19 protein-coding genes are annotated in these 17,250 nt (G+C 67.8%); 9 read left to right on the top strand and 10 right to left on the bottom strand.

Going from position 1 to position 17,250, the window contains the following annotated elements; translation table 11 throughout:
- Positions 1-110 precede the first annotated feature (110 nt).
- Positions 111-794, top strand: coding sequence for a SnoaL-like polyketide cyclase (locus tag ACQHI0_RS33545; protein ID WP_427905690.1), 684 nt, complete (start codon positions 111-113; stop codon positions 792-794).
- On the opposite strand, the gene ACQHI0_RS33540 is transcribed toward ACQHI0_RS33545, so the two are convergent.
- Positions 795-1,379, bottom strand: coding sequence for a TetR family transcriptional regulator (locus ACQHI0_RS33540; protein WP_427905689.1), 585 nt, complete (start codon positions 1,377-1,379; stop codon positions 795-797).
- Positions 1,369-2,880, bottom strand: a complete 1,512-nt coding sequence (locus ACQHI0_RS33535; RefSeq protein WP_427905688.1) for an MFS transporter — start codon at positions 2,878-2,880, stop codon at positions 1,369-1,371. Before ACQHI0_RS33535 ends, ACQHI0_RS33540 begins: the two co-directional genes overlap by 11 nt.
- Positions 2,881-3,056: 176 nt before the next feature.
- Here ACQHI0_RS33535 and ACQHI0_RS33530 point away from each other — a divergent pair, with 176 nt between their 5' ends.
- Genes ACQHI0_RS33530 through ACQHI0_RS33505 form a run of 6 tightly spaced genes read left to right on the top strand, consistent with a single transcriptional unit; the run spans position 3,057 to position 8,086 of the window.
- Complete coding sequence (locus ACQHI0_RS33530) at positions 3,057-4,364, top strand: D-alanyl-D-alanine carboxypeptidase family protein (protein WP_427905687.1); 1,308 nt, start codon at positions 3,057-3,059, stop codon at positions 4,362-4,364.
- 25 nt (positions 4,365-4,389) lie between these two features.
- Positions 4,390-5,937, top strand: coding sequence for an AAA family ATPase (locus tag ACQHI0_RS33525; protein ID WP_427905686.1), 1,548 nt, complete (start codon positions 4,390-4,392; stop codon positions 5,935-5,937).
- A gap of 34 nt (positions 5,938-5,971) precedes the next feature.
- Entirely contained in the window at positions 5,972-6,412 is a 441-nt protein-coding gene (locus ACQHI0_RS33520; protein ID WP_427905685.1) for a hypothetical protein, read from the top strand.
- Complete coding sequence (locus tag ACQHI0_RS33515; protein WP_427905684.1) at positions 6,409-6,645, top strand: DUF2997 domain-containing protein; 237 nt, start codon at positions 6,409-6,411, stop codon at positions 6,643-6,645. Before ACQHI0_RS33520 ends, ACQHI0_RS33515 begins: the two co-directional genes overlap by 4 nt.
- Positions 6,642-7,433, top strand: coding sequence for a ComEA family DNA-binding protein (locus ACQHI0_RS33510; protein WP_427905683.1), 792 nt, complete (start codon positions 6,642-6,644; stop codon positions 7,431-7,433). The genes ACQHI0_RS33515 and ACQHI0_RS33510 overlap by 4 nt, the downstream gene beginning before the upstream one ends.
- A complete protein-coding gene (locus ACQHI0_RS33505) occupies positions 7,430-8,086 on the top strand; it encodes a 4Fe-4S single cluster domain-containing protein (RefSeq protein ID WP_427905682.1) in 657 nt (218 codons plus the stop codon). The genes ACQHI0_RS33510 and ACQHI0_RS33505 overlap by 4 nt, the downstream gene beginning before the upstream one ends.
- 2 nt (positions 8,087-8,088) lie before the next feature.
- Here the strand turns inward: ACQHI0_RS33505 and yhjD are convergent, their stop codons facing one another.
- From yhjD to ACQHI0_RS33490, 3 genes are read right to left on the bottom strand one after another with little or no spacing between them, the layout of a single operon-like run.
- The gene (yhjD, locus tag ACQHI0_RS33500) at positions 8,089-9,111 is read right to left on the bottom strand and encodes an inner membrane protein YhjD (protein WP_427905681.1); all 1,023 of its coding nucleotides are present in this window, start codon (positions 9,109-9,111) and stop codon (positions 8,089-8,091) included.
- Between the two features lie 41 nt (positions 9,112-9,152).
- A complete protein-coding gene (gene trpS / locus ACQHI0_RS33495; RefSeq protein WP_427905680.1) occupies positions 9,153-10,184 on the bottom strand; it encodes a tryptophan--tRNA ligase in 1,032 nt (343 codons plus the stop codon).
- Between the two features lie 22 nt (positions 10,185-10,206).
- Entirely contained in the window at positions 10,207-11,151 is a 945-nt protein-coding gene (locus tag ACQHI0_RS33490; RefSeq protein WP_427905679.1) for an oxygenase MpaB family protein, read from the bottom strand.
- A gap of 103 nt (positions 11,152-11,254) precedes the next feature.
- On the opposite strand from ACQHI0_RS33490, the gene ACQHI0_RS33485 reads away from it, so the two are divergent.
- Positions 11,255-11,893 carry a TetR/AcrR family transcriptional regulator gene (locus tag ACQHI0_RS33485; RefSeq protein WP_427905678.1) on the top strand — a complete coding sequence of 213 codons (639 nt, stop codon included), beginning with the start codon at positions 11,255-11,257 and terminating at the stop codon, positions 11,891-11,893.
- A 19-nt stretch (positions 11,894-11,912) separates the two neighbouring features.
- Here ACQHI0_RS33485 and ACQHI0_RS33480 read toward each other — a convergent pair whose 3' ends face one another.
- The 5 genes from ACQHI0_RS33480 to ACQHI0_RS33460 form a co-directional block, all read right to left on the bottom strand.
- Positions 11,913-12,281, bottom strand: coding sequence for a hypothetical protein (locus tag ACQHI0_RS33480; protein WP_427905677.1), 369 nt, complete (start codon positions 12,279-12,281; stop codon positions 11,913-11,915).
- Between the two features lie 106 nt (positions 12,282-12,387).
- Positions 12,388-14,241 (bottom strand): vWA domain-containing protein, encoded by a 1,854-nt coding sequence (locus ACQHI0_RS33475; RefSeq protein ID WP_427905676.1) that lies wholly within the window; start codon positions 14,239-14,241, stop codon positions 12,388-12,390.
- Between the two features lie 320 nt (positions 14,242-14,561).
- Positions 14,562-15,041, bottom strand: a complete 480-nt coding sequence (locus tag ACQHI0_RS33470) for a barstar family protein (RefSeq protein ID WP_427905675.1) — start codon at positions 15,039-15,041, stop codon at positions 14,562-14,564.
- Positions 15,041-15,535, bottom strand: a complete 495-nt coding sequence (locus tag ACQHI0_RS33465; protein ID WP_427905674.1) for a ribonuclease domain-containing protein — start codon at positions 15,533-15,535, stop codon at positions 15,041-15,043. The genes ACQHI0_RS33470 and ACQHI0_RS33465 overlap by 1 nt, the downstream gene beginning before the upstream one ends.
- On the bottom strand, positions 15,532-16,311 hold the full coding sequence (locus ACQHI0_RS33460) for an exodeoxyribonuclease III (protein ID WP_427905673.1): 780 nt from the start codon (positions 16,309-16,311) through the stop codon (positions 15,532-15,534). The genes ACQHI0_RS33465 and ACQHI0_RS33460 overlap by 4 nt, the downstream gene beginning before the upstream one ends.
- A gap of 66 nt (positions 16,312-16,377) precedes the next feature.
- Here ACQHI0_RS33460 and ACQHI0_RS33455 point away from each other — a divergent pair, with 66 nt between their 5' ends.
- On the top strand, positions 16,378-17,232 hold the full coding sequence (locus tag ACQHI0_RS33455; RefSeq protein WP_427905672.1) for an alpha/beta fold hydrolase: 855 nt from the start codon (positions 16,378-16,380) through the stop codon (positions 17,230-17,232).
- Positions 17,233-17,250: the final 18 nt, after the last annotated feature.

Below are 17,250 nucleotides of genomic sequence, written 5' to 3'. Positions count from 1 at the left end.
AGTTTCTCACTTGGTGAGATCTGGCACGCGAGATTCGCTGCGCTGCTGTTACTTTCGACCCGTTCTTCGAGCTTTTTGAAAGGGTCGGGTAGACCAAAATGACTGTGGACGTGACGGATACGCAGGCCGAGCAGAACCCGGAACCGGAAGCCCCGCTGTGGCTGCGGGGCAGGGAAGCCGTGATCGCCGCCGCGGCGCCGGAACAATGGCGTGGCAACGTTCCCGACTATGAACTGAGCCACGAGGTGATCCCGCGCGAGCGCAGCGTCGAGCACGCGCCCGGTTCGCTCGAGGCGATCGTCGAGGACCTGGTGAAGGTCTTCGAGATGGAGGTCTCGCACAAGGCCGACCCCGCGACGTGGCTGTCGGTGGTGGCCGATCAGTATCGCGGCCGGGTCAACGGTGGGGTGTGGCAGGACGCCGAGGAGTTCGCCCGGATCGGCAGCTACAACATCCTGATCGGCGACAACCCGTTCTACGACGCCGAGAACGAGACCTTCGACTCCTCGCACAAGATCTTCCACACCGCCTTCCCCGGCGGGTTCTTCTGGGAGGTTCTCGAGGTGCTGTCGGGCCCGCCGGCCGTGAGCTTCCGGTGGCGGCACTGGGGCAAGTTCGAGGGTGAGTACAAGGGCCACCAGCCCACCGGCGAGCACATCGAGATGTTCGGTGTGACCATCGCCCGGGTGAGCGAGGATCTGCGCATCCTGGAGCTGGAGCACTTCTACGACAACAACAAGCTGCTGGGCCCGCTGGCGCACGGCTGCCCCGTGCAGCGCAGCAAGCCGGAGTGATCAGGCCTGATCGTCGAACGGCAGGCCTGCCTGCAGGAATGACAGGGCGTCACCGACATTGGTGACGTTCATCGGGGTGGCGGGCGCGATGGCGAGCATGGAGCCGATCATCGCGCCCGCGGCCACCCGCACATCGAAATCGTCGGCGGACCGGCCCGTGTAGTCGGCCAGCATCTGGGCGGCGAGTTCGATACTGCGCAGAAATTCCAGACCGATCACCGAGCGTAGTTCCGGAACGTGGAACAGCAGCTCCTGCCGTTCCTGCTCGAAGGCGAGCTCGGCGGGCGACATCCGCCCGAACACCGCCGCGGTCGCGGTGCGGATGGCGGTGATCGGATTCAGGCCGCGCGGCAGCGTGGCCAGTTCCTCGATCATCACCGCGTCCTGGTCGTCGGCGACTACCAGCTGTTCCTTGGTCGGGAAGTAGCGGAAGAAGGTGCTCGGGGATACCTCGGCCGCCGCCGCGATCTGCTCCACCGTCGTTTCGGTGTAGCCCTGTTCCCGGAACAGCCGGAACGCCTCGACCCTGATGGTTCGGCGGGTCCGCTCCTTCTTCCGCTCGCGTAGCGACATCTCAACCGACATGTATCGATTCTGCCGCATCCACGTCGGTAACCCGTGCCGTCGGCCGCCGCAGCCACAGCGCGGCCACGAGGCCTGCGGCAAGACACACCGCCGCGCACAGCCCGAGCATGGTGTCCATGCCCGCGACGAAGGCCTGCTGCACCTGCGCCAGCATCGCCGGATCACCGGTCTCGCCCGCGACGGCCACGCCCGCGTTGACACCGTCGGAGATCGGCGCCCGGTCGAAGGCGCCGAGGTCGGCCCGGTACCTGGTGACCAGCACGGTGCCGAGCACAGCGACGCCGATGGTGCCGCCCGCCTGCCGAAGTGCTTGCAGCAGTGCCGAACCCGAGCCCGAACGTTCGGTGCTCAGTTCACCCATCGCCAGACCGACCGCGGCGGGCATGACCAGACCCATACCGGCGCCGAGCACCGTCGTCCACAGCGCGGTCAGCCAGTACCCGCTCTCGACAGTGGTGAACGCGCCGAGTCCGAGGCCACCGGCGAGCACGAGCAGCCCGGCGGTGATCACCACCCGCACGCCGAGCCGGGGCAGCAGCAGGTCGACCAGTCTGCTGCCGAGCACGATGCCACCGATCAACGGCAGCAGCCGCAGCCCGCTGCCGAGCGCGTCGACGCCGAGCACCGCCTGGAAGTACTGCGGGACGGTGAAGAACATGCCGAACATCGCGAAGCTGACCAGGATCGAGATCGCGGTGCCCCACCGGAAGCCGGGCGCGGCGAACAGCGCCAGGTCGATCAGCGGGTACTCGGCACGTCGCTGCCACCACAGGAACACGGCGAGGGTCGCCGCCCCGGCCGCGACGACGAGCCACCCGACCAGGTCGTCCCAGCCGCGTTCACCGATCCGGATGAAGCCGTAGGTCAGCCCGAGCATGCCTACCGCCGAGAGCAGCGCACCGAGAAGATCGACCCGAAAAATGGTGTCGCTCCGCGATTCCGGGACCAGGGTGGCGACGGCCAGCGCGCCGATGACGACCAGCGGAACATTGATCAGGAACACCGAACCCCACCAGAAGTGCCGCAGTAGCCAGCCGCCGAGGATCGGCCCCAGCGGCAAGCCGATAGCGGTCGAGGTGACCCAGATCGTCAGCGCGCGTTGCCGCTGCGCGGGGTCGGTGAACAACACCGGCAGCACCGACATCGACAGCGGAACGAGTGCGGCGGCGGCGATGCCGAGCACCACCCGTGCCGCGATGAGCTGGCCGGCGGACCCGGCGATCGCGCAGGCCACCGAGGCCACACCGAACAGCACGAGCGCGGCGAGCAGGATCTTCTTGCGTCCGTACCGGTCGCCGAGCGCGCCGGCGGGCAGCATCAGCGCGGCGAGCGCCAGGGTGTACGCGCTGCTGAACCATTGCAGCGCAGCGGTATTCGCGTCCAGATCGACCGCGAGCGTCGGGATGGCAACGGTGAGCACGGTGACGTCGAGTCCGATGGTGAGCATCGCCAGGGCGAGCGCACCGAGCGCGAGCCAGCGGCGGGAATCTTCCGTACGCATTTCTCCTCCAAATGACAGCTACTACTTTTTGATAGTAACTCTCATTTGCGTGTTCATGTCAACTGTGTTGCCCGCGGGGACGACAGACCCGCGTGTCGACCCCGCTGGGCGCCCCCGCGAGCGAGGGCGAAAGACCGAGAATCCCGCCGCGACGGCGCCCGTTAGGCTGCCCAGTGATGAGGATTCGTGAAGTCGGCGTGCGCGCCGCATGCTGTCTCGGCGCCGCCCTTACCGTCGCCGCTCTCGCGGGTACCCCCGCCGTCGCGGTGCCCGCCACCGACGCACCGCCGTCCAGTGGTCCGAGCACGACCACCACGCCCCCGTTCACCACTCCGAACACCGACGACTGCCCGCAGAAGACGCAACCGCCCGCCCCGGTCGACACTTCGGAGGTCCCCGCACCGGGCGACCCGACGCCGAGTCCGCTGCCTGTCCCCTCGCCCGCCATCGGCGGTCAGCGGATGGGCGACTGCGGCGTGGTCCTGCCCGACGGCGCACCTCCGGTCCCCGCCGAGATCTCGGCCACCTCGTGGATGGTCTCCGACCTCGACACCGGCCGCGTGCTCGCGGCCAAGGATCCGCACGGTCGCTACCGTCCCGCCAGCACCATCAAGGTCGCCCTGGCGATCGTCGCGCTGCGCAGCCTGGATCTGGACGAAGTAGTGATCGGCACGCAGGCCGACGCCGATGTCGACGGCACCCGGGTCGGCATCGGCCCCGGCGGGCGCTATACCAACCGCCAGCTCATGCAGGCACTGATCATGTGTTCGGGCAACGACGCCGCGCACGCGATCGCCACTCAGCTCGGCGGCGACAAGCGGGCCGTGGCGAAGATGAACGAGGTGGCGAAGACGTTGCGCGCGATGGACACTCGCGCCGCGACCCCGTCCGGCCTCGACGGGCCAGGCATGAGCACCTCGGCCTACGACCTGTCGGTGCTGTTCCGCGAGGCGATGAGCATCCCGCTGTTCGCCGAGCTCATCCACACCGAACAGGTCGACTTCCCCGGCTTCCCCGCCGACCCCGCGATCCCCGGTGACAAGGACCACCCAGGCTTCCCGATCGCCAACGACAACCAGCTGCTCTACAACTACGCGGGCGCGATCGGCGGCAAGACCGGCTTCACCGACGACGCCCGCCAGACCTTCGTCGCCGCCGCCGAACGCGATGGACACCGCCTGGTCGTCACCCTGCTCAAGGCCGACGTGCGCCCGATCCGCCCGTGGGAGCAGGCCGCGCGCCTGCTGGACTACGGTTTCGCCCTCGACACCGACGCCAGAATCGGCAAGCTGCCCGAATCAGGCAGTGAGGCAGTGCAACCCAGTGTTCCCCTGGCCTCGCCGCCACCACGCGCCGACGGCTCGGAAGTCGAGCAGGACCGCCCAGCGCATCAGGGTGCCCGCATCGCGACTCTCATCGGCGGCCCCGTCGTAGTCCTCGGGCTGCTGCTGTGGGCACGTCGGATCTATCGCCGCCGACGGTGAGTCGTCCCCATTACCATCGGCAGCTGTGCACCAGTTCCGCCGATCCCTCGTCTCGCTCCTGCAGGCCCGATTCCCGCTGCTCTACATCGAAACGTTCGAAGAGCAGCGGGTTGTCGCCGAGATAGCAGCGGCGGCAACGGGTTTGACCGTGCCACGCGCGGTCTGGCAGTGGTCGGCCACCCAGGGCCTTTCCCGCGAAGACGGGCAGCCCGAACGCAACACCACCGAACCCGCCGCCATGCTCGGCGGGGTGGCACGGGTGCGGGAACGCTCGGTGTTCGTCCTCAGTGACCTGCACGCGTTCCTCGGCGACGGCACCCGCCCGGCGGACCCGCACGTGGTGCGCGCACTGCGCGATCTGGTGCGCGATTTCCGGGCCGGCGAATCCGCCCGGACCGCGATCATCGTCGCGCCCCTGTTGCGCATCCCGTCCGAACTCGAAAAAGATGTCACCGTAGTGGATTTCGCGCTGCCCGATGAACTGACGATGCGCGAGCTGCTCGATTCGATGATCTCGCACAACAGTGACACCGTCACCATCGCGCTCGGCAAGTCCGGTCATGACCGGCTCACCAAGGCCGCGCTGGGGCTCACGCTCGCCGAAGCCGAGAATGCCTTCTCCCTCGCCATGGTCAACGGGAACACCCTCGACGAATCCGATGTCGAGGTGGTGCTCGCCGAGAAGGCGCAGACGATCCGCAAGTCCGGACTGCTCGAATTGGTCGGTACCGACGTGCGGCTCGATGACGTGGGTGGGCTCGATGTGCTGAAAGCCTGGCTGGGCAAGCGGGCTGATTCCTGGCTGGCCGAAGCCGTCGCCTACGGGCTGCCCGCACCGAAGGGCGTCCTCATCACCGGCGTCCCCGGTTGTGGAAAGTCGTTGACCGCCAAGGCCGTTGCCGCCGCCTGGGGAATTCCACTGATCCGGATGGATATCGGGCGCATGTTCGCCGGCCTGGTCGGGGCGAGTGAGCACAACGTGCGCACCGCCCTGGCGACCGCCGAGGCTTGCGCGCCGTGCGTGCTGTGGGTCGACGAGATCGACAAGGGCTTCGCCGGTGCCGGATCAGCAGGCGACACCGGCACCAGCGCACGGGTTTTCGGCACCTTTCTCACGTGGATGCAGGAGAAGACCCGCCCGGTTTTCGTCGTCGCGACCGCGAACTCCATCGAGAATCTGCCACCGGAGTTCCTGCGCAAGGGGCGCTTCGACGAGATCTTCTTCGTCGACCTGCCCAGCCCCGGTGAACGCCAAGCGATTTGGCAGCTGCACCTGACCCGGCGACTGCGCGGCCCGGCGGCCGGGATGGCGTTGACCCCCACGCTGACCCATGATCTGGCCACCGCGTCGGAGGGATTCTCCGGCGCCGAGATCGAGCAGGCCGTGGTGACCGCACTGTTCGACGCCTACTCGGGCCGCCGCCCGCTGGACGCGGCGGACCTGTTCCACGCGATGGAGAACACGGTGCCGCTGTCGTCGCTGCACGGCACCCAGATCACCGCACTGCGCGAGTGGGCGAAGCTGCGTGCGGTATCAGCCTCCGGACTCGAGATCCCGCAACAGGATTGGTAAGCCGATTACAAGGGGGCTGCGCGATACTGCGGGCATGAGCGTATCCCTGATCCTGTTGCCGATCGCGATCGGCGCTGTCGCGAAGGCGGCAGCTACGCACAGCTCGCCGGCTGCCACCACCTGCACGGTATCGACTCGGCTTCGCGACCCACGACTGCTCGTGCTCGCCCTCGGCGACACCGGCGGCCGGGTCACCGCCACCGGCCCCGACTCGATCGATGTCGAATGGGCGGAGCTGGCAGCACAGCTGAGCCGCGACGGCGACGGCATCTGGCAGGCCCACTTCACCGGTACCGCCGACGAGCAGCGGTGTATCGCCTCGATCATGACCGTCGACGCGGCCTATGGGCGCCGCGTGCAGGCCGAGGTCCTGCACAAGGTGCGCGAGCGTGCGCCACGGGCCGGGATGACCTTGGTCTCGGAAACGGCGAACAACGACGCGTCCGTGACGGTCGTGCTGGAGGTGAACCGATGAGCGCCAACCCTGTTCGCATCACGCTGACCGTCGGGCCGGACGGCACGGTCGCCGCCGTTACCCACGACGCCCTCGGCCAGGAATGCCTCCCGTATGTGCACGCGCTGGAGGACATGCTCGACGCCATGACCGTCGACAGCGACTACACCCAGGATTGGTGGCGCTCGGAATCCGCGACCGTGCGGCCCCAGGCCGTCGAGCCACAGCCGGATCGCCTGGACGGCCACTGGTGACCGGCCCCCTACCCGGCACCCGGAATTGGCGGATCACCCACAGCCTGTGGGTGCTGCCTGCCTTCGCCTGCGGCCTGCTCACCTGGACGAGTTTTCTCTTCATCGGGGCGCGGACCAAGACCCGTATCTGGACGATCAGCGCGGTCGTCTATCTGATCGGCATAGTCGGCGCCATCGTGCTGATGGGCATGTCCGGTCCGACCGAGTCCGAAGTAGCCGCGGGAGCGACGCCGCCGACCGCCACCCAGCAGGCCTACTCCGATTGGGGCGCGGGACTGCTGATCGCGGTGTGGCTCGCCGGAATCACCCATGCGCTGCTCGCGCGCCCGCACTACCTGCACAAGCTGGCGCAGACCGAACAACGGCAGCCGTTGGTGCCTGTCTACCCCGGCGCGACCGACCGATCTGCCGCTCCGGACTGGGTCGGCGTGGATCCACGGCAGTTCTGGGGTCCACCCACGAGTACCCCGCAACCGCCGGTGTCGGTGCCACCGAGCGCCCGTCCGACGCCGGTGTCGGCACCGCCCGTCCTGGCGAAGACGTCGACACGGGTCGCCGTCAACAACGCGGGAGCACCTGAACTGGCGACGTTGGGCCTGTCCACGGGCGCGGCGACGGCGGTCCTGGCGGCCAGGGAGCGCAGCGGCGGGTTCCGCGACGTCCGCGATTTCGCGGCCGCCGCCGGGCTGAAACCCCATGAGCTGGTGCGTATTACCGACCGCCTCGACTTCGCCGACGCGGCGCCGACTCGTGCCACGCCGAGCATGGGCCGAAGGCTGGACCTGTGATCCCCGCGGCCACGTCGCCGGAGACGCTGCGGTTGGCGCGCGTGCTCACGGTCACCGAAGCGGAGGGTCCGGGCCGCCGCACGGCGATCTGGGTGCAGGGCTGCGCCATTCGCTGTCCCGGCTGTTTCAATCCACACCTGTGGGCCGCTGCGGGCGGTTCCGTTGTCGCGGTGCGTGATTGGTCGCGGGCATTGCTCGACGACGCGGTGAACGCGGGAGTGCAGGGGATCACTCTCCTCGGCGGGGAACCGTTCGAGCAGGCGGCACCGCTGGCCGTTGTCGCGGCCGCGGCGCGGGCACGCAACCTCTCGGTGATGACCTTCACCGGCTACGACTACGCCGACCTGCGGGAGTGGGCCCTGGAGCGCCCCGATATCGCGGAACTGCTCGCCCACACCGACCTGCTCGCCGACGGTCCGTACCGCGCCGACCTCATCGACCACCAACGTCCCTGGATCGGCTCGACGAACCAAGGGCTGCGCGCGCTCACCGACCGCTACCGCGAACTCGAATTCACTACTCTCCCAGACCGGGTCGAGGTTCGGGTCGGCGCGGACGGCATGATCTCGGTCAACGGCTGGGACGATATCGATTCCCTCGACACCTTGCTGAGCGATCTCGGCCGCCGTGCCGACCGGCCGCCTAAGCGTTAGCGCTACCTGCGTTTGCCGACCACCAGCAACGCGATCGCCGCGACCGCTCCTGCCCCGAAGTAGGCGGCGCCGGCCCCGGTCGACATCCCGTGGTCGACCACCCTCGGCCGGATGACCACAGCGTCCGGCGGCGCGACGGTGGCAGCACGTTCGTTGTCCGACGACGTCGCCGCCCACGCCGTCGCGAACAGCAGGATTCGGTAGGTCATATAGGTGAACACCATCAGACCGATGATCGACCCGAACGTCGCACCAGCCGGGCTCGACAGCACCGCACGCAGATAGATCGCACCGATGATCTTGAAGATCTCGAAGGCGATCGCCCCGAGCACCGCCGCCCGCGCCGCGCTGCGCAAGGACACCGGCTCGCGTGGCAAGCGCGCGATCATCCACGCGAACACCGCCCACGACGCGAGCAACCCGAGCGCGATCGACACCAGCCGCAGGACCAGCGACGCCCCGAGCAGATGATCTGCCCCGAGCAGTTCGAGCACCCGCTTGCCCAGCCCGCTCGCGGCGATCGCCGACAACCCCAGCGACACGACGAAGGCCAGACCGAGGCCGAACAACGCACCGATATCCGACAGTTTGGCTAGCCACCAGGGCTTTTCGGGACTCTGACTCTCCCACTGCTCGGTCAGCGCCGCGCGCAGGTTCGCGATCCAGCCGAGCCCGGTGTAGAAGCCGACGAGCAGGCCGATGACGCCGACCGTGCCGCGCGACTTCAAGGCCTGGTCGATGAGGTCATTGATCTGGGTGCCGAACGAACCCGGGATGTTCTCGATGACCTTGGCTTGCAGATCGGCCAGGAGGTCCGGGTGTCCGGCCAGAATGAATCCGGCCACCGAGAACGCGACCATCAGCAGCGGAAACAGCGACAGCACAGTGAAATACGTGATACCCGCGGCATAGAAGTCACCGCGCTGTTTCTGGAACCGCCCGCCGGCCCTGACCAGATGATCCAGCCAGGGCCTGCGCCCGATCTGCTTCTCGACGGCTGCCGAGATGTTGTCGATCAACTGCATGACACGCGCCCCTTCAGCGAAAACCTCAGGTGCGCAACGGGTCAGCGAGCGAGGAAACCAACCCGGTCGTACACCTGAGCAAGTGTGTTGCCTGCGATCTCACGCGCTCGCTCGGCACCCGCGGCCAGGATCCGGTCCAGTTCTGCCTGATCGGACAGATACTCCTGCACCTTCTTCTGCACGGGCGTCACGAATTCGACCAGCGCGTCGGCCACCTCGGCCTTGAGATCACCGTAGCCCTTGCCCTCGAAATTCACCTCGAGGTCGACGATCGGGGTTTCGCGCAGCGAGCTCAGGATCACCAGCAGATTGCTCACGCCCGCCTTGTTCTCCGGGTCGTAGCGGATCTCGCGTTCGGTGTCGGTGACCGCCGAACGCACCCGCTTGGCGGTGATCTTCGGGTCATCCAGGAGGTTGATCAGCCCGGCGTCGCTGGAGGCCGACTTGCTCATCTTCGCCGTCGGATCCTGCAGATCGTAGATCTTCGCGGTGCCCTTGACGATGTGCGGCTCTGGCACGACGAAGGTCTTCTTGTAGCGAGTGTTGAAGCGCTGGGCCAGGTTTCGGGTCAGCTCGAGGTGCTGACGCTGGTCCTCACCGACCGGTACCTGATGCGGGCGGTAGAGCAGGATGTCGGCGGCCATCAGGACGGGGTAGGTGAACAGGCCGACGGTCGCGTTGTCGGCGCCCTGCTTGACCGACTTGTCCTTGAACTGGGTCATCCGGCCCGCCTCACCGAAACCGGTGATACAGCTCAGCACCCAGGACAGCTCGGCGTGCTCGGGCACCTGACTCTGCACGAACAGGGTGGACTTGGCGGGGTCGATGCCGAGCGCGAGCAGCTGGGCGGCGGCGGATTTGGTGCGCGCGCGCAGCGCCTTGGGATCCTGGCTGACGGTGATCGCGTGCATATCCGGAATGAAGTACAGCGCGTCGTACTCGTCCTGCATCGTCACCCAGTACTGCAGCGCACCCAGGTAGTTGCCGAGGTGGAAGGAGTCGCTGGTGGGCTGGATGCCCGACAGCACCCGCTGCTTACGTTCGGCCGTCGCGGCCGGGGCAGGACTGGACATACCCCGAATCTTTCCATGCCCATCAAGCGGTATTTCGCTGCACCCAGTTGCGCGGATCGACACCGGGCATGCTCGGGTGGCCCGTCTTCACCATGCGCTGTTCGCGACGGGCCAGTAGCTGGTAGGACGGGGCGCTCGGCCCGGCGAGGGTGCCCGCCAGCACCCGCGGTGCCAGCGGTGGGGCGAAATGGGCGGTGCGGATGCTGCGGCACAGCGCGCGATGGGCGAGCTCGTCGGAAATCCCCCATTCGATGCCGTACATCTGCCGGATCCGTGGCGGCAGGCTGCCCTGGACCAGCAGATAGAGCGCGGTGCCGACCTGTTCGGCAGGTGGGCGCAGTCGATACGCCTTGCGGTGGCCCGCGAGATAGGAACCGACCAGTTCGGCCTCGTCGGTGAGGAACAGTTCGGTCGAGTTCAGGTAGTTGTCGAAGTAGCGGCGGAAGGCCGGATAGTCGGCGGGCGCGGCGTCACGTGGCATGCCGAACAGTTCGCCCCAGCGAACGTAGTCCTGGTAGAGGTCTTCGCGCTCGGTGGCGGTGAGTTCGCGGACCAGGCGGTCGTACATCGCCTCGGCCGAGTCGAAGGTGAAGGCCATGGTCATGAACATCAGGTGCGGGTCGTGGGCCGCGTAGGCGGTGCCCGCCGGATGGTGGGCGCCCGCGTCTTCGGGCAGCGTACCGACCACCGCATCGTGCTTGCGCCGGGTGAAGGCCAGCGCGCGATCGGCCTCGGCCTTGCTGCCGAGGAACACCGCCTCGAACAGGGCGCCGGTGATAGCCAGCCGGGTGTACGGGGTCTCCCGATGGGCGGTGTGTTCGCTGGTGCCGACGAACAGCAGCGGATGCACCGCGCCGATCACCAACGCCCGCACGCCGTAGGTCAGACCGACCGCGCGCTTGCTCATCACCCGCCTGATCATCGAATCGTCGGCGAAATACCCGGGTTCACGGTGCCTGGTGGCCATGCTGCGTCTCCTCGTCGAGTGCATCTGGCAATAGAATCCCCCAGAATTGATATTCTGGCAAGAGCCTCTACCAAATGACTGCCGGAGGGCGGCGACACGCACAATGGGAACCGTGGCAGCACAGCGGACATACGGTGGCGTTTCGGCGCGGGAGCGGCAAACACAGCGGCGCGGCGCACTGCTGGACGCGGCGCTCGACATTATCGCCTCCGACGGGCAGACCAAGCTCACCGTCGCCGGGCTGTGCGCCCGCGCAGGCCTCAACGAGCGGTATTACTACGAGAGCTTTCCGAATCGGGACGCGGTGCTGGAGGCGCTCCTCGATCGGATTGCCGAGGAATTGACCGCGGCCATCGCGCTCGCCCTCGCCGCCGCGGTCAAGGACAGTCGCGGGCAGGCGCACGCCGCGATCAGCGCGGGTATCGCGGTACTGACCGATGACCCGCGCAAGGGCCGCGCGGCCCTCATCACGAGCGCGGCGACGCCGGAGTTGCGGGCCCACACCGCCCGCACGGTGAGCGCGTTCGCCCGACTCGTCGCGGCCGAGGGCACCGGTTTCTACGGTGCGACGGCCCCGGAAGCGGTCGTCGACTTCCGGGCCCTCTACCTGGTCGGCGGGCTGGTCCAGACGCTCACCGCCTGGTTGGCAGGCGACCTCGCGATGACACGCGAGGAATTGGTCGACCAGATCACCGAGGTGTTCGTGCTACTCGGCGACGACCTGGCCGACCGCTACCGCTAGCTCGGGCAGACAGCCTGCCTCATTCCCACGCGCAGTTCGGGCCGAAGCTGACGCATGGCTCCGACGAGCCGTTGTACAACCAGGCGAGCGCCTGATTGATGCCCAACACGGCCTCCGGTGTCATCAGCGCCGATCCGCTGTCGGCCACCGGCACCGCCTGCGGCGCGCTCGCGGCGCCGATGGGGACGCACGTATCGAGCATGACCCCGTCGCACGGCTGACTCGAACCGAGCCCGATCTGCCGCAACAGCACATCGATCAGCGCACCGTCGGACGATCCGATCGCGGGCCCGGCTACCGGCGCCGTCATCGCATCGGCCGAGGCCACCGCGGCGCCCGACATCATGATCGCGGCGGCAATGCCCGCGCTCGCAAAGATTCGCTTCATCGTGTTCTCCTCACCAGCGGCCTCCGCAGCCGCGCGGTGAGAACGATAAACGCCGCAGATAGCGGGGTGGGAGCCGTCAATTCCGGTGGCATCGCCGAGCCTGCCGCTATCGGCGACCGCGCTTGCGCAGCAGGACGAACGCGATGACGCCGCCGCACACGACGACGAACGCGATGACTGCGATGCCGATCCCGAGCAGTGGCGTGGAGTTGTCGTCCGCGGTCTGTGCGGTATCGGGCACGGCGGGGCTCGCGGTGGACCCGGACACTGCCCGATAGGTGGGGCCCGGCTCCGGTGTTCCGGTCACCGCCAGGTCCAGCTCGATGGGCACGGGACGGACGGCACCGCGGTCGTGCACGGTCGGAGCCGCCTGCACGGCGATGTAGTACCAACCGGCGAGCGCGTTCTCCGACACCTCTTTCTCCGCGGATTCGCGGTTGAGATAGCGGACCTCGGGGATGGCCAAGGCTTCCTTGTTGGTCGGCACGGTGTCCGGCGAACCGTTATAGGACGAGAATTCGCTGTCGATCTCCTTGCGGTACGGGCTGTACAGCGTCGTGGTGACCGGCGAGACGTTGTCGAGGCCGCGACCCGGGCTCTCGAGGAACCGCACCCGGTACGCCAATCCCTGGCCCCAGTCGATTTTCACCTTGTAGAAGACGAACTCGCCGCGCTGCAAGGTGTCGCTGTAGACACCGGGCCCGTCGAGCGCGGTGGCCACGTTGAACGAGCCGCCGCCGGTCACCGGTTCGACCGGACTGCTCGGCGCGGTGAACGGCACCGGTTCGGGTTCGGCCACCGGGCCCGCATCGGTGACGCCCGGTTCGACGGCGACATTCAATTCCAGCGGCAATGTCGGCGGCGCGCTGTCTGCGACACCGGCCCATTCCACGGTGAAGTAGTACCGACCGCCGCCCTTGCATTTGTCGGTGCGCGCTGTGCCGTCTTCGGCTTCGGTCGCGCCGGTCCATGTCGAGCTGACCGTGAGCGCCACCCCATCGGTGGATCGCACGGCGCTCTCATGTTCGAAGACGTTGCAGTCCTTGCCTTCCGCACCGAATACGCGCAGGTACAAGCTGTTGTTGGCACGCTCGGCATCCTCGCCGAGCGGAAAGGACACCGTGCCGCTGAAGTAGGCGGTCGCGCCCTCTGGAACGACGACGGCGTAGTAGCGCGGCTTCTTGTGCCCGATGGTGTCGAGGTACTGCCCCGGTACGACCAGCGGTGCGCTCTGGTAGCCGTCGGCGCCTTCGACGGGCGTGCCCGCCGACGCGTATTCCCGCAGCGCATCGGTGCTCACGCGCGGCAGCACCTGTTCGAGAGCTTTGCCGTCGGCGGCGTCATTGTAGGTGCCGCCGGTGGTTTCCGCGATGCAGGTTAGCTGGGCGCGGGAGGCGTCGTCGACACCGAAACCGATGGCGTGCACGACGATTTCGGCGCCTTGGCCGCTGAGTTCGCGCGCGACCTCGCACGGATCGGGCGGTGCGCAGGTATCGAGGCCGTCGGAGACCAGCACGATCGAACGCGGCCCCTCGGTCGGCAGGGCAGCCGCCGCGGTGCGCAGCGCGGTGCCGATCGGGGTGAAGCCGCTCGGCGTGATGTTGTCGACAGCCGTTGTCAGCGCAGGCTTGTCGATGGTCTCCGCCGGTTGCAGCACCGAGACATCACGGCATCCCGCGAGCTTCTCCGCATCGGTGGAGCCGGTGCCCGTGCCGTAGACCGACAGCCCGACCTTCGCCGCGGTGGGCGCGGACTGCACGAAACTGCGAACCGCTGTCTTCGCCGCGTCCATCTTGGTGCCGCCGCCGGGGTCTGCGGCCAGCATCGAACCAGAGGCGTCGAGTACCAGCATGGTCGGCGCGAACTGGGAGTCCGTCGGGGCGGCGAACGCCGGAACAGCCAGCGGCAGTAGTCCGATCGCTCCCGCCGTCGCCAGACCCATCAACTTCGCGAAACGCACGGTGCAGCTCCATCCCGATCCGCCGGACCTCGACGCACCAGCACTAGACCTTAGCCGCGCGAACGACCCAAAGGGACAATACGGACGCGCGGCCTGGTCGGTGAGCCGCCGGCGTCGCTAGCACATCGGGGCGGGGCTGACGCACGGCTGCGACGAGCCGTTGGACAACCAGGCGATCGCCACAAGCGGCAAGTATGCTCGCGCCCACCAGTACTCGCTTCATCGTGCTCCCTCGTTCGGCGGCCGCCGAGGCCACTCGGCGAGAACGCTAAGCGGGTCGGCAACGCGAGAGCAGCCACCAATTCCGATGGCAGCGTCGATCAATCGGTCAGTGCGACCGCGCCGAAGGTTTCCGGATCACCTTGCAGGACAACACGAAAGGCCACATCGCGACGGGTCCAGTAGGCGGCGCAATCACGCATGGTCGCGTCGAACCAGGCGCGTTCGGTGGGTTCGGCGGCGAGCAGGTCGTCGGCGGTGCGCACCACCACCACGTAACCGGGGGCGTCGCCGACGAAATCGTCCAGGTCGCGCAGGCATTCGTCGAAGGCGTCCTTGTTCGCGCCGAAGTAGTACGGGAACTGGAAGGACGCGGCGAATTCGTCGAACAGTTCCGCCATGGTGCGCATCTTGGTGCCGCGCAGTTCGCGGACGCGGTAGTCGGCGGGGGCGTCGTAGCGGACGCCGCTGAACTGGTTGGCATCCACCGCCAACGCGCCGAGCACCGGTGCCGTGGTGGCGGCCGGTGCTTCGGCGTCGGGCCGAGCAAGGAACTGCGACAGCGTCATTCGCGGAGTCATCAGCGCATCCCGGTGAAGGTGTCGTAGTGGTCGCCGGTGTACCAGGCGGAGCCGTCGCTGCCGGTGACGATGCGTTCGGCGTCACGACCACGGTTGGGCTGCTTGGGATTCACATCCCATTCCTGGTACTTCACCGCTTTGCCCGCCGAATCCTTGGGCGGCAGTTTGGTTCCCCGGTTCATGAACTGCTCGCCACCTTTGGTGCCCTGCGCGTTGGCCGAGCCGGGCCAGCGACCGGCATCGATTTCGACGAGGGTCGCGTAGGCACGATCGGGCACACCCGCGGTCTTGGTGACCGGCGAGGCCGACGAATTCCCGGCGGGTGGACCAGGTTTCGGCGCACCGACCGTCGTGGTGATCCCGGCGACCGCCTTCGTGCTGGTCGCGGTGGTGGTGCTGTCGGTACCGCGACCGCCGAACAGGGTGAGGCCGATGGCCGCCAGAACAAGGACGAGTCCGCCGAGCAGGCTGAGAGTCTTGCGTGAGAGTTTCATCGATACTGGACAGTAACGGGCGCGTGGTCGGACCAGCGCTGGTCGTAGGCATCAGCGCGTTCGACGACGGCCTGCTTGGCGCGACCGGTCAGCTCACCGAGGGCCAGCTGGTAGTCGATGCGCCACCCGGAGTCGTTGTCGAAGGCGCGGCCGCGGTAGGACCACCAGCTGTAGGGCCCTGCGACGTCCGGATGCAGCGCGCGGACCACGTCGACGTAGCCCGCGGCGAGCAGATCGGCGATCCAGGCGCGTTCCTCGGGCAGGAAGCCGGCCGACTTCTGGTTGCCCTTCCAGTTCTTGAGGTCGACCTCGGCGGGGGCGATGTTCCAGTCGCCGCTCACCACGAACTCGCCGGTGCGCGACTTCAGGTAGGCGCCGAACTCGGCCATGAACCGGTACTTCTCGTCCTGCTTCGGGGTGTTCTCCTCCCCCGAGTGCACGTAGACGCTCGCCGCGGTGATGTCGTCGAAATCGGCTTCGATGTATCGGCCCGAGTCCGCGAACTCGGTACTGCCGAAGCCGATCCGGACCGCATCGGGCGCGCGCCGCGACAGGATTCCCACGCCCGCGCGGCCCTTGGATTCCGGCTCGGCATGGGAGAGCACCCACCCGGCGTCCAGCGCGGGGGCCAGCGCCGCCGCGGTCTGCGCGTCGGTCGCCCTGGTCTCCTGCAGGCAGACGATGTCGGCTTCGGTCGCGGCCAACCAGGCCAGCATGCCCTTGGTCGAAGCGGCACGAACCCCGTTGACATTCACAGTGGAGAGGATTATCGGCACCGTACGACCGTACAATGCAGGAGGGATACTCCCCCGGACACCGTCGTCCAGGAAGGGGTGATGACGATGACGTCACGCACCGCCAAGTCCACCGCCCGCCCAGCGCCCGTCGCGGCGCTGCATATCGGGTCCGGCGACCCGGTCCTGCTGTTGCACGGGTTCCTGCTGTCGCCACACTGCTGGGAACAGGTCGCGCAGCGGATGTCGGCGAACTGTGAGGTGTACGCGCCCGCGTTCGCCGGGCACTGGGGTGGTCCGAAGGTCGAGGGCTGGGCCCTGGATGTGTACGCGCTCGCGGATCAGATCGAAGATCAGCTCGACGAGCTCGGCTGGCGCACCTGCCACATCGCGGGCAATTCGCTCGGCGGCTGGGTGGGGCTGGAGCTGGCGCGACGCGGCCGGGCACGCACGCTCACCACGATCGCCGCGGCGGGCGGCTGGGCTTCGCCGTCGCTGAGCCAGGTCAGGATCGGGCTCAAGTTCGCCTCGCTGATCCCGTTCATCGAAGTCGGCAAGCTGCTGGGCGAGCTGGCGGTCAACAACGTGATCGTCCAACAGGCGGCCGCGATGCTGATCACCAAGCGCACCAGCGCCGTCGCCCGCCGGGAGATCGCGACCACGCTCACCGCGGTCCTGCACTGCGACGCGATGCTCCCGCTGATCCTCGGCAGCCTGCGCGCGCCGGGCATGGACGATCTGGGCGAGCTGAGCACGCCGATCCGGATGCTGCTCGCCGAGTACGACCGGATCATCCCCAACAGCGTGTACGCCACCCGCTACCTGCGCGAACTGCCCGAGTCAGCGGATCGCATCCTGGTGCACGGGGTGGGGCACGTGCCGATGCTGGAGGCACCGGATCGGATCGCCACCCTGATCGCCGAGCACATCTACGCCAGCCGCGGGCATCTGCGCGCGGTGTGAGCACGCGAAACCCCGACC

Source organism: Nocardia sp. FBN12 (assembly GCF_050320175.1).
Taxonomy (GTDB): Bacteria; Actinomycetota; Actinomycetes; order Mycobacteriales; family Mycobacteriaceae; genus Nocardia.
This window is presented reverse-complemented; position numbering and strand designations above follow the sequence as displayed.